13 protein-coding genes are annotated in these 17582 nt (G+C 56.1%); 3 read left to right on the top strand and 10 right to left on the bottom strand.

Annotated elements, in window-relative coordinates; translation table 11 throughout:
• Positions 1-55: 55 nt before the first annotated feature.
• The 5 genes from dbpA to zntB all read right to left on the bottom strand — a co-directional run bounded on the left by dbpA (position 56) and on the right by zntB (position 4624).
• Positions 56-1435, bottom strand: a complete 1380-nt coding sequence (gene dbpA / locus WH279_RS15435) for an ATP-dependent RNA helicase DbpA (RefSeq protein WP_339457618.1) — start codon at positions 1433-1435, stop codon at positions 56-58.
• 519 nt (positions 1436-1954) lie between these two features.
• Complete coding sequence (locus tag WH279_RS15430) at positions 1955-2080, bottom strand: hypothetical protein (protein WP_259149943.1); 126 nt, start codon at positions 2078-2080, stop codon at positions 1955-1957.
• A gap of 112 nt (positions 2081-2192) precedes the next feature.
• On the bottom strand, positions 2193-3086 hold the full coding sequence (gene ttcA / locus WH279_RS15425) for a tRNA 2-thiocytidine(32) synthetase TtcA (protein ID WP_339457617.1): 894 nt from the start codon (positions 3084-3086) through the stop codon (positions 2193-2195).
• A 116-nt stretch (positions 3087-3202) separates the two neighbouring features.
• A complete protein-coding gene (locus tag WH279_RS15420; RefSeq protein ID WP_159337177.1) occupies positions 3203-3379 on the bottom strand; it encodes a hypothetical protein in 177 nt (58 codons plus the stop codon).
• Positions 3380-3640: 261 nt separating this feature from the next.
• The gene (gene zntB / locus WH279_RS15415; RefSeq protein ID WP_339457616.1) at positions 3641-4624 is read right to left on the bottom strand and encodes a zinc transporter ZntB; all 984 of its coding nucleotides are present in this window, start codon (positions 4622-4624) and stop codon (positions 3641-3643) included.
• 416 nt (positions 4625-5040) lie between these two features.
• Between zntB and bglF the strand changes: the two genes are divergently transcribed.
• The 3 genes from bglF (at position 5041) to WH279_RS15400 (ending at position 9424) form a co-directional block, all read left to right on the top strand.
• The gene (bglF, locus tag WH279_RS15410) at positions 5041-6927 is read left to right on the top strand and encodes a PTS beta-glucoside transporter subunit IIABC (RefSeq protein WP_339457615.1); all 1887 of its coding nucleotides are present in this window, start codon (positions 5041-5043) and stop codon (positions 6925-6927) included.
• Positions 6928-6947: 20 nt separating this feature from the next.
• Positions 6948-8342 (top strand): glycoside hydrolase family 1 protein, encoded by a 1395-nt coding sequence (locus tag WH279_RS15405; RefSeq protein WP_339457614.1) that lies wholly within the window; start codon positions 6948-6950, stop codon positions 8340-8342.
• Positions 8343-8440: 98 nt separating this feature from the next.
• Positions 8441-9424, top strand: a complete 984-nt coding sequence (locus WH279_RS15400) for a nucleoside hydrolase (protein WP_339457613.1) — start codon at positions 8441-8443, stop codon at positions 9422-9424.
• A 45-nt stretch (positions 9425-9469) separates the two neighbouring features.
• On the opposite strand, the gene dcp is transcribed toward WH279_RS15400, so the two are convergent.
• The 5 genes from dcp to guaD form a co-directional block, all read right to left on the bottom strand.
• Positions 9470-11614: a peptidyl-dipeptidase Dcp gene (dcp, locus tag WH279_RS15395; protein WP_339457612.1), complete on the bottom strand. Its 2145-nt coding sequence runs from the start codon at positions 11612-11614 to the stop codon at positions 9470-9472.
• Between the two features lie 64 nt (positions 11615-11678).
• Positions 11679-12452: a xanthine dehydrogenase accessory protein XdhC gene (gene xdhC / locus WH279_RS15390; RefSeq protein ID WP_339457611.1), complete on the bottom strand. Its 774-nt coding sequence runs from the start codon at positions 12450-12452 to the stop codon at positions 11679-11681.
• Entirely contained in the window at positions 12445-14808 is a 2364-nt protein-coding gene (gene xdhB / locus WH279_RS15385; RefSeq protein ID WP_339457610.1) for a xanthine dehydrogenase molybdopterin binding subunit, read from the bottom strand. Before xdhB ends, xdhC begins: the two co-directional genes overlap by 8 nt.
• Positions 14798-16240, bottom strand: a complete 1443-nt coding sequence (gene xdhA, locus WH279_RS15380; RefSeq protein WP_339457609.1) for a xanthine dehydrogenase small subunit — start codon at positions 16238-16240, stop codon at positions 14798-14800. The genes xdhB and xdhA overlap by 11 nt, the downstream gene beginning before the upstream one ends.
• Positions 16237-17568, bottom strand: coding sequence for a guanine deaminase (gene guaD / locus WH279_RS15375; protein ID WP_339457608.1), 1332 nt, complete (start codon positions 17566-17568; stop codon positions 16237-16239). The genes xdhA and guaD overlap by 4 nt, the downstream gene beginning before the upstream one ends.
• Positions 17569-17582: the final 14 nt, after the last annotated feature.

Here is a 17582-nt window from a genome sequence, read left to right as displayed (position 1 = left end):
TATTTTAGCGGGCTGACCGACATAAAGGTCAGCCCCTACTCCAGAGATAAACGCGTTATTTCACTAAACGCGCCCGGCACGACTTCCCTTTGATCTTCACGTCTTTCAGTTGCCCCATCACCTGACGCGCCTGCGTCTGGCGGATAGCAACGTACGCCAGCGTTGGACCAATATCAATTTTCCCGACCTGATCGCCGGTCAGTCCACCGTCACCCGTCAATGCCCCGAGAATGTCACCCGGGCGAATTTTTGCTTTACGCCCGCCGTCCAGGCTCACGGTCACCATCTCTGCCGGTAACGGTTTCGCCGCAACCGATTTCAGCTCTGACACATTGCGCCAGGCCAGTTTCTGTTGCAGATAATCTTCCAGCGCATGGGCACGAATCATCTCATCCTGCGCCACGAAGCTGACAGCACAGCCTTCCTCTCCGGCACGGGCCGTACGGCCGATGCGGTGAACATGGACTTCAGGGTCAAACGACAGCTGATAGTTAACCACCATCGCCAGCGACTTGATATCCAGACCACGTGCGGCGACATCGGTAGCCACCAGTACGCGGCAGCTGCCGTTCGCGAAACGAATCAGCACCTGGTCGCGGTCACGCTGCTCAAGATCGCCATGCAAGGCGAGCGCACTGATGTTACCGGCTGTCAGCGCATAGGCAATGTCATCGCATTCACGTTTCGTGTTGCAGAACACCACGCAGGATGAAGGCTGGCGCTCGCTAAGCAGGCCAATCAGCGCCGTCAGTTTCTCACGTGGGCCGGCTTCATAGAAAGTCTGTTCAATCTTTGGCAGATCGGAGACATCACCCGTTTCCACCGTCAACGGGTCACGCTGAATACTCTGGCTGATCTGAGCGATGCCTTGTGGCCAGGTGGCAGAGAACAGCAGGGTCTGACGCGTCGATGGACAGTGGCGAATAATACTGTCGATGTCTTCACGGAAACCCATCTCCAGCATGCGGTCGGCTTCATCCAGCACCAGCGTGTTGATCCCGTCCAGCTTCAGGGTTTCGCGTTTCAGATGGTCAAGAATACGCCCAGGTGTGCCCACCACGATTTGCGGCGCATGCACCAGTGAATCACGCTGTGCGCTCAGCGGTTGCCCTCCGCACAGAGTGAGAATTTTAATGTTGGCGGTGAAACGCGCCAGACGGCGCAGCTCTTTGGCAACCTGGTCTGCCAGCTCGCGCGTTGGGCACAGCACCAGCGCCTGGGTAACGTACTGGCTGGCATCCACGCGGTGCATCACACCCAGCCCAAAGGCAGCCGTTTTGCCACTGCCCGTTTTCGCCTGAGCGCGGACATCCCGCCCTTCGAGAATAGCGGGCAGCGATTCCGCCTGAACTGGCGTCATGTCAAGGTAGCCGAGTTCATTCAGGTTTTCGATCTGGCTGGCAGGGAGTTGTGTCAGGGTAGAAAAAGCAGTCACGGAAGAGTTCTCTGGTAAAACGGACAGGATTATTGGCGAAGAGTGTAGCAGAAAACCACCGGGGGCGGGGAGAAAAGCGCTGGCGATCAAGCCACGCAGCGCTGTGTGTTGTGTCGTCTGACTAAGATAAAACCAACGCGATTAACAGCCAGAAAATCAGGCAGGCCGCCACCATCGCAATCCAGGTATTTCTCCGGGTCCATTTCATAGATATTCCTTCTCCTTACTTTCGATCTTAACGCCACCACACGGGTAAAAGGTGGGATTAATCCGAAATTCTCGGTGGTCATTATAGTCAAGCCAGGCCCCGGGTGTCGCCTGTTTATTATGAGGATACCCGCGCCAGGAACCGGCCCTGAGCAAAACAGGGGGGAAATGAGCGATAAAAATTTGATGTAAGTACTGAAGGAATTAACGGCGGGAAAAGCGAAAACTTAAGGGGTTTTGGGAAATCCAGAATATTCTTAGGGCAATGAAGCTATCTGCTGCCCCTGACAACGGGGCAACAGTCGTACAAGGCTATTGATCTTGATAAGGATCTTTTTTGTCATCATCACTGTCGTCGCGTGTACGCGGGATCTCACCATGCTCATTAGGATTATCTTTGGCCGGATGTTGATCGGGTTTTGGTTTTTCTTTCGACATTACGCCCTCCTCTCGCTTGTTTACACTAAGCGTAGTTGATGACGCCCCATCTTTCACCATTCCAGGCTCATGTCAGGGGCATCAGCGCAGGCAGGTGTTGCCTGTGTCAGAATCAGAGATTGGCCACGTCAATATAGAGCGATTTATCAATGTTGGTTGACGAAACGGTGGCCTCGGTAAAGGCATATTCCGCCCTGTCACCGCTACGATCCAAAGGTAACGCCTCAAAATCGAACAGGTCCCTGTCCGCTAACTGACTTGGACTGATATTCTGGATGGACTTGAATACGCTGTCGACTCGGCCCGGCGTCGTTTTGTCCCACTCCATCAGCATCGCCTTGATGGCCTGACGCTGGAGATTTTCCTGCGAACCGCACAGATTACACGGGATGATCGGGAATGCTTTGTATTCCGCCCAGGCAATCAAATCTTTTTCCCGGCAGTAGGTCAGCGGGCGGATCACCACGTTACGCCCGTCATCTGAACGCAGCTTAGGCGGCATCGCCTTCATTTTTGCGCCATGGAACATGTTAAGGAACAACGTCTCAACGATGTCATCCATGTGGTGGCCCAGCGCAATTTTCGTTGCGCCAATCTTCTCGGCAAAGGAATAAAGCGTGCCGCGACGCAGGCGCGAACATAAGCCACAGGTGGTTTTCCCTTCCTGGATTTTCTCTTTAACGACAGAATAGGTATCTTTATCAACAATGTAATAAGGGATATTTAAACTGTCGAGATAAGCGGGCAGAATGTGTTCAGGAAACCCTGGCTGCTTCTGGTCCAGATTGACGGCAATTATCTCAAATTTGATCGGTGCCACCTTTTGCAGGCCGAGAAGAATATCCAGCATGGCGAATGAATCTTTGCCCCCGCTCATGCAAACCATTACCACATCGTTGTCTTCGATCATGTTGTAATCGGTAATGGCAGTGCCAACATTTCTTCTGAGACGTTTCTGGAGTTTATTAATCTCCAGGGTTTCTTTTCTTACATCCACTTGATTCATAAATACTTCTCTGGGCCCTGGGAGCTTTATAGCGATGTGTATCAGCTGACTCTTTAAAGGGATATTATACGGAAGTTTCCCAGGGCCCTGCCATCAATTTTTCCTGACCAGAGATTTTATTGAAGATGCACATGCGGTGGCGGATCAATAATCGGGTCGGGATCAATCGGCGGTGGATCAGGTAACGGCTGTGGTGTGGGAATGGGACCAGGAACGGGCGCCGGGTCGCTGAGTGGTTCAGATGAGCGAATCGCCATAATACGGTCAACAGGCATACCTTCCTCCTCAAACATTGCATGAACCTTAAGCGTAGGACATCTGACCGCGCTGGCAAACGCGCAAAAAAAAAGCCGGCGGATAGCCGGCGTCGTACGAATCAAATGTGCTATGCATTAATTCAAAAAAGGAAGTAAGACAATATGGAGCGCAACGCCCATCGCTTGACGTTGCATTCACCTGCGGGAAAGAGTTTGCCCTGAACCACGGGGGCATTTATTGACGTCGATCAGCTTTCGGGCCGTTTGTTGTGTCTCTTACGCAATAATTATCATTTATCACAACCATTTACGTTTTCGTAACCACCAGGCAACCCCGATAACCAGTAGCGTCAACAGCAGGCAGAAGGTCGAAAAACCATAATGCCATTCACCGCCGGGTATTCCCCCCAGATTGACGCCAAACAACCCCGTCAGGAAGGTCGTCGGCAGGAAAACCATCGCCAGCAGCGACATGGTATACGTGCGGCGGTTCATCGCTTCTGCCATCACCGTGCTGATCTCATCCGCCAGCACACCCGTACGTGCCACGCTGGCATCAAGGTCGTCCAGCCCCCGCCCTAAACGGTCAGAGATATCCTGCATACGACGACGATCGTCATCGCTCATCCAGGGAAGACGTTCGCTGGCAATACGTGAAAAGACATCGCGCTGCGGTGCCATGTAGCGCCGCATGATAATCAGTTGCTTACGAATCAGTGCCAGCTCACCACGAGGCGGCACCTGCTGATCCACCACCGCATCTTCCAGATCGATGATCTTATCGTGCAGCTCTTCAATAAACTCGCTGGTGTGATCGGTCAGCGCATCGCAGACATCCACCAGCCAGCTACCCCCGTCCACCGGGCCATTGCCATTTTTCAGGTCGGTCAGCACTTCATCGATGGCAAACACTTTGCGCTGCCGCGTGGAAACAATCAGTTTCTCGTTGATAAAGACGCGGATCACCACCAGCTGTTCCGGGCGCGATTCGCTGTTGAGATTGATGCTACGCAAGGTGATCATGGTGCCATCACCCAGCCGGTTAACGCGTGGACGCATACTGTCGCCGCCCAGCGCATCGCGAACCGCGTCAGGCAGCAGCGGGGTCGACACCAGCCAGTCTGCGCTCTCACGGTGGGTATAATTCAGGTGCAGCCAGCACGGCTTGTCACACGTCAGCACATCGCTGTCGTCGATCGGGATTAACCCGCCCTTTCCATCTAACTGACAGGAAATAATCGCGTCAGACACCTGCAATGATTTACCAGCAATAACATCCACGTTTGCGTCGCCCTCAACAGAATCAATGCGATACAGTCTAGCCTGTGCTGAAGCGGTTGCCTAATCTGAGCCACTTCCTGAGCGTTAAAAATCGTGACAATCTGCAAACAAAGCGCGGGATAAAAGTCGATCCCGGTCACGAAAACCACTTATTCTAACCTTAACCTATTGCTAACCCTCGGCGAGTAAGGAAATATCGCTGCAACAAAAACAGGATTGCTACTGATTTTCAGGCAAAACCTAAACTGCTTTTCACGCCCGTTCGGCGATGTTGAAGCAGTTTAGGTTTTTTTTTGGCCTGAATTCAGCATCGGCCCGAAAACATAGACCCAACATAATTCAAGGTGCAGGCAGGCATCCCACACACCTGCACCGTGAAATATGAAGGTTACAGATGTCGAAACCAGGAGCATAAGATGAAGTACCAGGTTTTATCAGAAGAGATCCTGCAAGGTGTAGGCGGCAAAGAGAACATCAATTCGGTGATGCATTGCGCTACGCGTCTGCGTTTTAAACTTAAAGACAGCCGTAAAGCCGATACTGCAGCGCTGAAAGCCAACGCTGGCGTGATTATGGTGGTGGAAAGCGGAGGGCAGTATCAGGTGGTGATTGGTAACCACGTCAGCGAGGTCTATCAGGACCTGCTCACCACAGCGGGATTGGCAGACGACAGCAACAATAACGCGGACGAGGATAAAGGTTCGTTGTTTGCCCGCTTTATTGACATTGTTTCCGGTATTTTTACCCCGTTTGTCGGCATCATGGCCGCCTCCGGTATTCTTAAAGGATTGCTCTCTCTGGCGCTGGCCTGTGGCCTGACCACGGAAACCACCGGCACCTACATTACGCTCTCTGCGGCCGGTGATGCCGTCTTCTACTTCCTGCCGATTTTGCTGGGCTTCAGTGCGGGCAAAAAATTTGGCGGTAACGCCTTTACGACAATGATTATCGGTGCGGCTTTGGTCCACCCGATGATGATGGCGGCCTTTACGGCTTCACAGGCGGGCAGCCCGCCGCTGCACTTCTTCGGCATTCCGATGATCCTGATTAACTACAGCTCATCCGTGATCCCGATTATCTTCGCGGCCTGGTTCTCCTGCCTGATTGAGCGCGCGGTGCACAACCGCCTGCCGGGCGCGGTTCGTAACTTCACTACCCCGCTGATCTGTCTGGCCATTGTGGTTCCGGTCACCTTTATGCTGATTGGCCCGGTCGCCACCTGGGTCAGTGAACTGCTGGCAGCGGGCTACCTTCATGCCTACAGCTTCAGCCCGACCTTTGCAGGTGCCTTTATGGGCGCATTCTGGCAGGTCTGCGTGATCTTTGGTCTGCACTGGGGCCTTGTCCCTATCATGCTGAACAACCTCGCCGTACATGGCGCGGACACCCTGCTCCCGCTGCTGATGCCTGCCGTTCTCGGCCAGGCCGGGGCAACGCTGGGCGTGCTGCTGCGTACCCGTGACGTAAAACTCAAAGGAATTGCCGCATCGGCCTTTAGTGCCAGCCTGTTTGGTATCACTGAGCCTGCGGTCTACGGCGTCACGCTGCCGAACCGCCGTCCGTTTATCTTTGGTTGTATTGGCGGTGCACTGGGGGCTGCGGTGCTCGGTTTCTATCACACCACCAGTTACTCCTTCGGTTTGCCGTCAGTGTTTACCTTCAGCCAGGTGGTCCCCAAAACGGGCTTTGATGCCAGCGTGGTTGCCGCGATTGCCGGGGCGCTGATTGCCTTTATTTTTGCCGCCATAACCACGTCACTGTTCGGTCTGCCTGCGGCGAAAGTCACAGTAAAAGAAGAAGCGGCACCCGCTGCCCCGATGGCAGTCGTCAATCCTGACCTGCTGCATAAAGAGACGCTGGTCAGCCCAATGAGCGGTGCCGTCGTTGCGCTGGACCAGGTGCCGGATGAGACCTTTGCCAGCGGCCTGCTGGGGAAAGGCATCGGTATTCAGCCCAGTGTTGGCCGGGTGGTCTCCCCAGTTAACGGCACCGTTGCCTCACTGTTCCGTACCCGCCACGCCATTGGACTGGAAGCAGAAGACGGTTCAGAAGTGCTGATCCACGTGGGGATTGATACCGTAAAACTCGATGGCCTGCATTTTACCGCTCACGTCAGCCAGGACGACAAAGTACGCGTCGGTGACCTGCTGCTGGAATTCGATATCCCGGCGATTCGTGCGGCGGGATATGACCTCACCACTCCGGTGCTAATCAGTAACAGCGATGACTATATCGACGTGCTGGCTGCCAGCCAGCAACGCGAGGTGGCCGCAGGTGAGCCACTGCTGACGCTGATTAAATAATCTTTCATAAGGAGATCAACATGACACAACGTTTCCCACAACATTTCCTCTGGGGCGGCGCCGTCGCCGCCAACCAGGTCGAAGGCGCATGGCAGACCGAGGGTAAAGGCATTTCCACCTCGGATTTACAGCCACACGGCATTTTTGGTGAGCGCGTGGAACGTCAGGAAGGTGATTTTGGCATCAAGGATGTGGCCATTGATTTCTATCACCGCTACCCGGAAGACATTAAGCTGTTTGCCGAAATGGGCTTTACGGTTCTGCGTACCTCAATTGCCTGGACGCGCATCTTCCCGGAAGGGGATGAAACACAGCCGAACGAAGCAGGCCTGGCGTTCTACGATCGTCTGTTCGACGAAATGGCAAAATACAATATCGCCCCGCTGGTCACCCTTTCCCATTATGAAATGCCTTACGGTTTAATTAAAAAGTATGGCGGCTGGGGCAACCGTAAAACCATCGACTGCTTCGTGCACTATGCCGAAACGGTGTTCGCTCGCTATAAAGATAAGGTCAAGCACTGGCTGACCTTCAACGAAATCAATATGTCGCTGCATGCGCCTTTCACTGGCGTGGGCCTGCCGGAAGAGAGTGATAAGCAGGCCGTGTATCAGGCGATCCACCATCAACTGGTGGGTAGTGCGCGCGCGGTGAAAGCCTGCCACCAGATCATCCCGGATGCCAAAATCGGCAATATGCTGCTGGGTGCCATGCTGTACCCCCTCAGCCCGCTGCCTGCTGACCTGCTTGAAACCCAGAAGCAGAACCGCGACTGGCTGTTCTTTGGTGATGTGCAGACGCGTGGGTACTACCCGGCCTATATGACGCGCTACTTTAAAGAGAATGGCATCACACTTGAGATCACCGAACAGGACAAGCAGGATCTGCGCGAACCTATCGATTTTATCTCGTTCAGCTATTACATGACCGGGTGCGTGACCACCAACGAAGAGCAAAACAACAAAGCCCGCGCCAATATTCTGAATATGGTGCCGAACCCGCATCTGGCAAGCTCAGAGTGGGGCTGGCAGATCGACCCTGAAGGGCTGCGTTATCTGATGAACGAACTGTACGATCGTTATCAGAAGCCGCTGTTTATTGTGGAAAACGGTCTGGGTGCACGCGATATCGTGGAAGCGGACGGCTCCATTAATGATGACTATCGTATCGCCTACCTGAACGACCACCTTGTGCAGGTGCGTGAAGCGATTGACGATGGCGTTGAAGTGCTCGGTTATACCTGCTGGGGCCCGATTGACCTGGTGAGTGCGTCAAAAGCGGAGTTCTCCAAACGTTACGGCTTCATCTACGTTGACCGTGACGATCAGGGCAACGGCACCCTCGCCCGCAGCCGTAAGAAGAGTTTCTTCTGGTATCAGAACGTGATTAAAACGCACGGCGAATCACTGAAGTAATCCCCCCCGGGCAGCCTGGCTGCCCTTTACTCCACGCCCTGAGACGATGCGCGCTATCGCGCAGGGCGTTGTTTTATATGAAATCCTCTGGAGAGATCATGTTCAAACCGTTATTGATGGTGCTGGCATTATCGTTTTCTGCCCCGCTGCTGGCCACCACGCCGGGGCATCCACTGCCTTTCAAGCCCGATGTGGCGAAACAGGTGCGGGTGATTATCAGCAGCGACGCCAAAAATGAAGCGGATGATGACTTTGCCGTGGCACACGCCCTGCTGACACCGACCTTTGATGTGCGCGGGCTGATTGCTGCCCACTACCAACGCACGGCAACAATGATGAAGAAATTTGACCCGACCGAACCGAAAAGCTATCAGGAGTTGCAGCATCTGACCTCACTGATGCACGCCTCCACCCCGGTCTGGCACGGTGCACAGCATGAAATCAATCAACAGACCCAGCCGTTAAGTGAAGGTGCCGAGGGCATTATTCGGGAAGCCATGAGCAACGACACACGCCCGCTGTTTGTGCTGGTGCTCGGCCCGGCCACCGATGTGGCGCTGGCCTTGCAGGCGCGGCCTGAGATTGCCAGTCGCTTAACCGTGGTATGGATTGGTGGCAATCCGTACCCAAAAGGCGGCTGGGAATACAACCTGTATAACGACCCGCAGGCCGGACGCATTCTGTTCGCATCGAAAGCCCCGCTGTGGCAGGTACCGCACAATGTTTATATGTCGATGCGTGTGTCACTGGCCGAGCTGGCCGTGAAAGTCAAACCGCAGGGGAAAACCGGGGAATATCTCTGGCAGCAGATGCTGGAATTTAACGACTGGGCATCGGCGAATCTGAAAGGCATTCCCTGGCCAAAAAGTGAGGTCTGGGTGCTGGGCGACAACCCGGCGATTGGGCTGCTGCTCGACGATCACGAATATCACTATACGATGGTGAAAGCACCGAAGCTGAATGATGACCTGACGTACAGTATCGATGAAAGTCATCGCGAAATTCGTGTCTATAACGCGATTGATGCGCGCTTTGTGCTGGAAGATTTTTACGCCAAATTACAGCTGGCTTACGGTCAGTAAGCGTCAGGGGCAGGCCGTTTACCGGCCTGCCCGTTTTAGATAACGTTATTTCAACCCACGGTGATGCAGCATCGGCTCAATGGCCGGTTCCTGTCCCCGCCAGTCATGATAGAGCTGCTTGAGGTCTTCACTGTTGCCGCGCGACAGCACGTTATCGCGGAAACGCTGACCATTTTCCCGCGTCAGCCCGCCGTGCTCCTCAAACCAGGCAAATCCATCATCGGCCAGCATTTCGGTCCACAGATAGGCGTAATAGCCGGCGGCATAGCCATTGCCCCAGATATGCTGGAAATAACTGGAACGGTAGCGCGGCGGTACAGCAGCCAGATGGATATGTTCTTTCTCCAGCGCCGCCTGTTCAAAGCGATCGGCCTGTTGCAACGGCTGCCCGTCACTCAGACTGTGCCAGTGCAGGTCCAGCAATGCGGCGGCCAGAAGCTCACTCATGTCATAACCTTTATTAAAGGTGCCGGCACGCAGCATCTTTTCACGCAATGCCGCAGGCATCGGCTCGCCTGTCTGGTAATGGCGGGCAAAATGGTTAAACACCTGGGTGTTGCTGGCCCAGTGCTCGTTAAACTGCGACGGGAACTCGACAAAATCACGCGGCGTTTCGGTACCAGACAGGCTCGGGTAGCGCTGTTCGGCAAACATTCCATGCAGCGCATGGCCGAACTCATGGAACATGGTGATCACATCATCCCATGACAATAACGCAGGCTGTCCGGCCACAGGTTTGCTGTAGTTGGCCACGTTGTAAATCACCGGTTTTGTCCCTAACAGCGTCGACTGCTCAACAAAATTGCCCATCCAGGCGCCACCGCCCTTGTTGTCGCGTTTGAACCAGTCGGCGTAGAACAGCGCCAGCGAACTGCCGTCTTTATCCAGCACTTCATAGACTTTCACATCCGGGTGATAAACCGGGATATCCGGGCGCGGTTTAAAGGTGATGCCGTAAAGCTGGGTGGCGGCATAAAATACACCATTTTCCAGCACGTTGTTCAGTTCAAAATACGGTTTAATCTGCGTTTCATCGAGGTCGTACTTCGCGCGACGGACCTGCTCAGCATAGAACTGCCAATCCCAGGGGGCCAGGGTAAAACCACCTTTCTGCTGGTCAATGACTGCCTGAATATCGTCTGCTTCACGCTGCGCCCGCGCAGTGGCGGCAGGCACAATTTGACGCATAAAATCAAATGCCGCCTGCGGCGTTTTCGCCATCTGATCCTGCAATTTCCAGGCCGCGTAGCTGTCAAAACCCAGCAGTTTTGCCTGCTGTGCGCGCACCTGCGCCAGACGCACGATCACCTCGCGGGTATCATTGGCATCACCTTTTTCAGCACGCGTCCAACTGGCGGTGAAAAGCGTCTCACGGGTAGCGCGATCCGTCAGGGTTTGCAGATCGGGCTGCTGCGTGGTGTTGTGCAGAGCCAGCAGCCACTGATGGTTTAATCCGCGCGCGCCTGCGGCTTCCGCCGCCGCCGCCTTTTCTGCATCACTCAGTCCTGCCAGTGCCTGCGCATCGTCAAATACCACGCCTCCCGCTTTGGTGGCGGCCAGCAGACGGTTGGTAAAACGCGTACTGAGTGTCGCTGACTCCTGATTCAGGGCTTTCAGCGCCGTTTTATCGCTCTCTGTCAGGCGCGCTCCGGCCAGCACATACGCCTGCCAGATGACCTCGACCAGGCGAAGTGACTCCGGATCAAGCGCCAGCTGCTGCCGCTGCTGGTAAACCGCATCCAGCCGGGCAAACAGCTTACCGTTCAGCTTGATATCATCATCCAGCGCGGCCAGCGTCGGTGACATCTCCTCATCCAGCGCCTGAAGTTCATCGCTGGTGTTCCCCGAGGTCATGGCGCTGAACACATTGTTGACGCGTCGCAGACTTTGCCCACTCTGCTCCAGGGCCTGGAAGGTATTTTCAAACGTTGGTGCGGCGGGATTATCTGCAATGCGTGCAATCTCATCGCGCTTTTCCGCTATTGCCGCGATCAGCGCCGGATGGTAGTCAGCGATAGTGATACGGTCAAAAGGCGGTGCCTGGAAAGGCAGTGAACTGGCCTGACTGAAGGGGTTATTGTGCTGCGACGACATGTGACGACTCTCCTTTTGTGGCTCTGCCGCCAGTGCGCTCTGTGCGCTGACGGTCAGTGCCAGACTAATGGCCCAGACTAACGGTGCGATCTTCATTTCCCTGCTCCCATTCCCTTTGGCTGAACCTCCAGCATAATCGCCCGTGCGCCTTGGCGCAAAATCATTCCCGTCGTTGATAACAGGCAATGATCTCCCCCGCCACGGCCACCGCGATTTCCGCAGGCAGTTTGCCTTTTACATCCGGCAAACCAATCGGGCAGCGCAGACGATTAAGCTGCTCACGGCTGAAGCCTTTGCCCTCCAGCCGGTAGTCAAAGCGCTGGCGTTTGGTGTCTGAGCCGATCATGCCAACATAAGCGACATCGTCACGGCGCAGGATCGCTTCACAGAGTTCAAGATCGCGCGGATGGTGATGGGTCATCACCACATAGTAACTGCCCGCAGGCATGCGTTTTACCTGCTCTGTCGGGTCTTCCAGGCAGCAAACGGTGACGCCAGGTGGTACCAGGCTGAACTGTTCTGCTCGTTCATCCACCCAGTGAACGTGACAGGGTAACGTTGCCAGTAACGTCACCAGTGCCTGACCAACATGCCCGGCACCGAAGACCGCTATCTGCGGCTGTGCCTGGATCAGCGGTTCGAACAGCACGCTGCTGATGCCGCCACAGCACTGCCCAAGACGCGCCCCGAGGTTAAACTGCTCGTAGCGCGCCTGCGTCTGCCCGGCAAGCAGCATCTCGCGGGCAATGGCAACCGACTGAAACTCCAGATGGCCGCCGCCGATGGTCAGCCAGGTTTTATCGGCGGTCACTACCATTTTACTGCCGCGATCGCGTGGGACAGACCCTTTATCATCCAGTACCGTCAGCAACACACAGGGCTCTGCACGATCGCGCAGGTTTGCAAGAAGAGTAATCCAGTCATCGCTACGCATCTTCACCTCCTGAACGCTGTTTCTCTGCGCCCCAGAACACGCGCTCTGGCGTGGCGGGTGCATCCAGCAGCGGATGCTGGCGGTAGCCGCCCACGCTGGATACCGCATCCTGCAAGGCGCACCAGACGGCGATCCCCAGCATAAAGGGCGGTTCTCCCACCGCTTTGGAATGGAACACGGTGTCCTGCGGGTTTTTGCGATTTTCGACCAGCGTCACCCGCAGATCCTGCGGCACGTCGCCAATCGCAGGAATTTTGTAGCTGGCCGGGCCATCGGTCAGCAGACGACCTTTGTCGTTCCACACCAGCTCTTCGCTGGTCAGCCAGCCCATACCCTGTACGAAACCGCCCTCTACCTGGCCGATATCAATGGCCGGGTTCAGCGAAGCCCCCACGTCATGCAGAATATCGGCACGCAGCAGGCGGTATTCCCCGGTCAGGCTGTCGATCAGCACTTCGGCACAGGCCGCACCATAGGCAAAGTAATAAAATGGCTGCCCCCGCCCGGCCAGCCGGTTGTAGTGGATCCCCGGTACGCGGTAGTAGCCGGTGGCGGAAAGCGGAACCTGATTAAGCCATGCCAGCTGGGCAACATCGGCAAAGGTAAAGTAGTTATCGGCGACGTGAACAATGCCGTTGCTGAACGTTACCTGCTCCGCGCCACAGTCATGCAGCTGACACAGCATGCTGACCAGTCTTTCACGCAGGATTTCAGCCGCATTCTGCGCCGCCTTACCGTTAAGGTCAGTGCCACTGGAGGCCGCTGTGGGCGAGGTGTTAGGCACTTTCCCGGTATCGGTAGCGGTGATCTGAATACTGTTAATATCGATTTGCAGCACCTCAGCGACAATCTGCGCCACTTTGGTGTTCAGCCCCTGGCCCATTTCGGTGCCGCCATGATTCAGCTGCACCGTGCCATCGGTGTAAATCAGGATCAGTGCCCCCGCCTGGTTGAGAAAGCTGGAAGTAAAGGAGATGCCAAACTTCACGGGTGTCAGGGCCAGACCGCGTTTCATCACCGGGCTGGCAGCATTAAACGCGGTAATCTGCGCACGGCGTGCGGCATAGTCTGCGCTCTGTTCAAGCTGTGCGGTGATCTCATCCAGCAAATTATCCTCGACCGTCTGATAATAGTGGGTGACATTGCGCGTCTGTTTGCCGTAGTAGTTACGTTTGCGCACCTCCAGCGGGTCAAGGCCCAGCTCACGGGCGATATGATCCATGATCTGCTCAATCGCCACCATGCCCTGTGGGCCGCCAAAACCGCGATAGGCGGTATTGGACGCGGTGTTGGTGCGGCAGCGGTAGCCGGTGATCAGCGCATCACCGAGATAATAGGCGTTGTCGGCGTGGAACATGGCGCGATCGACGATCGAACCAGACAGATCCAGCGAGTAACCGCAGTTCCCCGCCAGGTCGATCTTCACCCCGCTGAAACGCCCGTCATCATCCACCCCCACGTCATAACGCACGAAAAACGGATGCCGTTTTCCGGTCGTCAGCATATCGTCACGCCGCGACAGCCGCATTTTGGCAGGCCTCCCGCTCAGACGTGCCGCCAGCGCACAGAGGCAGGCGACGCCTGCTGCCTGCGTTTCTTTACCGCCGAAACCGCCTCCCATGCGGCGCATATCGATGGTCACTTTATTCATCGTCAGCCCCATCACCGATGCCACCAGCTTCTGCACTTCGGTGGGGTTCTGGGTAGAGGAGTAAACCTGCAACGCGCGATCTTCGCCCGGCACCACCAGCGCCACCTGGGTTTCCAGATAGAAATGCTCCTGACCGCCAATATGAAACTCGCCCTTCAGGCGATGGGGTGCCTTCTCCAGCGCAGCATCAGCATCCCCGCGCTGGTGGATATGCGGTTGCTGGACAAAACTGCCCTGCTCCAGCGCCTGCTTCACGTCCAGCAACGGGGTCAGCGGCTGGTACTCAATCACCGCCAGCGCGGCCGCCTGACGCGCCGCCTGCTCGCTTTCTGCTGCCACTACCAACACCATCTGCCCGACGTATTCCACGATCGCTTTCGCCATCAGCGGATCGCCCGGCTCCAGCGGGCCAATATCCAGCTCACCGGGAACGTTTTCCCAGGTCAGCACCTGCACCACGCCGGGCACGCGGTAGCAGGGTTCAACGTCGATGCTGAGAATACGCGCATGGGCATGTTCACTCAGGCGCGGTGAGAGATGCAACATGCCCGGCAGTTCCAGACGGTCGTCAATGTAGAGGGCTTCTCCGGCTACATGCATCGCTGCGCTGTCATGTCGCGTGCTTTTACCCACGCCCCCCGCATTGTCCTGCTGAAACTGGCGGGCCAGCGCGTCCGGGCTTAACGCCGGGGGTTTATAGGACATAGTCTGATACCTCCGTCACGGTCAGTTCGCCACTCAGCGTGGCGTGATAACGCCGCAGCAGGTTTTTCGCCAGTTGCAGGCGATACGCAGCGCTGGCACGAAAATCGCTCAGCGGCTGAAAATCCTGTTCCAGTGCACGACAGGCGCTTTCTACCGCGGTTGTCGTCAGCATTTGTCCCAGTAATTGTTGCTCACAGTGATGGGCACGGCGTGGTGTTTCGGCCATCCCGCCAAACGCGATGCGCACGCTGCTGATGCAGCCCGTGTCATCCGTCGCCAGCGTAAAGGCGGCAAACACAGCAGAAATATCATCCTCCCGCCGTGTGGACACTTTCCAGGCGCGGAAATGCTGCGCGATCATGGCCCGTGGTATCACCACGGCGCGGATAAATTCGCCCTCGCGCAGCGCCGTTTTACGGTAACTGAGGAAGAAGTCGTCTAACGGCAGACGGCGCTGGCTGTCGCCCTGTTGCAAAATCAGCGATGCATCCAGCGCCAGCAGCATAGGCGGCATATCGCCAATCGGAGAGGCGTTGCCAATATTCCCCCCCAGCGTGCCGAGGTTGCGGATCTGCTGCGAGGCAAAACGCGCCAGAATTTGCGTCAGCGCGGGAATGCCCTCCTCCAGCCATTGCCAGCAGTTGCTCAGGGACGTCCCGGCGCCCAACACCATCTCATCGTCACTGAGCGTGCAGTGCTTCAGTTCATCGATCTGATCAAGGGCGATCAGCAGCGGTAACGCTTCGCCGCGCTGGGTCACCTGCAGCGCCAGGTCAGTTCCCCCGGCCAGCAGTTTCGCCTGCGGATGGGCTAGCAGCGCATCGGACAGCTGCTTCACTGTTTTCGGCAGCAGGCAGCGGTTGCCCCGGTGGTTGATTTCCTGCATCTCCGGGGTTTGCAGCGTCAGCAACTGCGCCACAGTGGCCGCTTCCTGCCGATCAAAGCTGTCCTGCTGTGCCAGCGCGCAGGCCTGGCGGGCGGCATCGACAATCGGACGGTAGCCAGTGCAGCGGCAAAGATTGCCGGCCAGCGCCTGTTCAATTTGCTGGTGATGACCGCCGCCGTGTTTTTGCAGGGTGAAAATCGACATCACAAAGCCCGGCGTGCAGAAACCGCACTGTGAAGCGTGGCAGTCCACCATCGCCTGCTGTACGCCATGCAAGCCCTCCGGCTGGCGCAGATCTTCCACGCTGATCAGCTGTTTTCCCTGTAAATGGCTGACAAACGTCAGACAGCTGTTCACCGTCTGATAGCGCATTTTCCCTTGATCCACATGGCCCAGCGTGACGGTGCAGGCACCGCAATCCCCGGAGGCGCACCCCTCTTTGGTGCCGCAACGCCGCTGGTTCTGGCGCAGGTAGTTCAGGATCGTGGTATTGGGGTCAAGGTCCTGCTCGCTGACCAGGCGCTGGTTAAGTAAAAACTGGATCATGCGGCCGGCTCCTTCTCTTCACGCTGCCAGACGCAGCGACCATTGACCCAGGTGGCGGCGATATTGCGATCGTCACCCAGCGTCATCAGTACAAACAGTTTCTCCCAGATATCACGGCTATTGGCGTGGCGCATCTGTTGCAGCGGGGAGACTGCCGGGTCGAGGATCACAAAATCGGCCTCTTTGCCGGGCATAAAGTTGCCGATGCGGTCATCGAGATCCAGCGCTTTCGCCCCGCCCAGCGTGGCATGGTAGAAGGCTTCACAGGCTGAAAGTGTATAGCGCTGGAGCTGCCCCACTTTGTAAGCTTCTCCCATTGTTTGCAGCATGTTAAAGGTCGTGCCCGCGCCGACATCCGTACCAATGCCCATCTTCACCCCTTTATGCCAGCAGGTTTTCAGGTCAAACAGGCCGCTGCCCAGAAACAGATTGGAGGTCGGGCAGAATGCGACGGCAGAATCGGTGTGGTGGAGGCAGTCCCATTCGTGTTGGTCCAGATGCAGGCAGTGCGCAAACAGACTGCGCTTCCCGGTCAACTGATACTGGTGATACACATCCAGGTAGCCGTTATGCTGCGGGAAAAGTGTTTTTACCCAGGCGATCTCCTGCGGGTTTTCGCTGAGGTGCGTGTGTACCCAGGTATCCGGGAACTCATGACGCAGCTGCTGCACTTTCGCCAGCAGTTCGGGCGATGAGGTCGGGGCAAAGCGCGGTGTCAGGGCATAGCTCAGGCGCCCTTTATTATGCCAGCGCTCAATCAGTTCACGGGTCTGCTGGTAGCTCTGCTCAGGCGTCTCCATCAGCGCATCCGGACCATTACGATCCATCATCACTTTGCCCGCAATCAGCCGCATTTCGAGGGCCGATGCCGCGGTAAACAACGCATCCACCGACTGCGGATGGACGGTGCCAAACACCAGTGCAGTCGTCGTGCCGTTACTCAGCAGCTGTTGCAGGAAAAATGCCGACATACGTGCCGCATGCTGCGGGCAGTGATACTGGCTTTCAACCGGGAACGTGTACTGATTCAGCCACTCCAGCAGCTGTTCACCAAATGCGCCGATCATTTCGGTTTGCGGGTAGTGGATATGCGTATCGATAAAACCCGGGACAATCAACCGACCACGGCAGTCCAGCAGATCCACCTCCGGCGTCAGCCGGTGCTGCCCCTCTTCCCAGTCTGACAACCCGACGATAACGCCCTGATTAAGCAACAGCAGCCCGTCGGCAATATAGCGAGCGGCGTCCGGCAACTGCTGCGGATCGTCCACCGTCTGGGTGATATCAAAAAAACTGGCGCGGATCGCCTGGGTTGCATTCTGAGACATAACAATTCCTTTCA

The organism is Erwinia sp. MYb375 (genome assembly GCF_037479175.1).
GTDB lineage: Bacteria > Pseudomonadota > Gammaproteobacteria > Enterobacterales > Enterobacteriaceae > Erwinia > Erwinia rhapontici.
This window is presented reverse-complemented; position numbering and strand designations above follow the sequence as displayed.

Bases quoted from the DNA above. Each gene is read 5' to 3' on its own strand.
- WH279_RS15430 (WP_259149943.1), bottom strand. From the start codon at position 2,080: ATGTCGAAAGAAAAACCAAAACCCGATCAACATCCGGCCAAAGATAAT.
- ttcA (WP_339457617.1), bottom strand. From the start codon at position 3,086: ATGAATCAAGTGGATGTAAGAAAAGAAACCCTGGAGATTAATAAACTC.
- WH279_RS15420 (WP_159337177.1), bottom strand. From the start codon at position 3,379: ATGTTTGAGGAGGAAGGTATGCCTGTTGACCGTATTATGGCGATTCGC.
- bglF (WP_339457615.1), top strand. From the start codon at position 5,041: ATGAAGTACCAGGTTTTATCAGAAGAGATCCTGCAAGGTGTAGGCGGC.
- WH279_RS15405 (WP_339457614.1), top strand. From the start codon at position 6,948: ATGACACAACGTTTCCCACAACATTTCCTCTGGGGCGGCGCCGTCGCC.
- WH279_RS15400 (WP_339457613.1), top strand. From the start codon at position 8,441: ATGTTCAAACCGTTATTGATGGTGCTGGCATTATCGTTTTCTGCCCCG.
- dcp (WP_339457612.1), bottom strand. From the start codon at position 11,614: ATGAAGATCGCACCGTTAGTCTGGGCCATTAGTCTGGCACTGACCGTC.
- xdhC (WP_339457611.1), bottom strand. From the start codon at position 12,452: ATGCGTAGCGATGACTGGATTACTCTTCTTGCAAACCTGCGCGATCGT.
- xdhB (WP_339457610.1), bottom strand. From the start codon at position 14,808: ATGTCCTATAAACCCCCGGCGTTAAGCCCGGACGCGCTGGCCCGCCAG.
- xdhA (WP_339457609.1), bottom strand. From the start codon at position 16,240: ATGATCCAGTTTTTACTTAACCAGCGCCTGGTCAGCGAGCAGGACCTT.
- guaD (WP_339457608.1), bottom strand. From the start codon at position 17,568: ATGTCTCAGAATGCAACCCAGGCGATCCGCGCCAGTTTTTTTGATATC.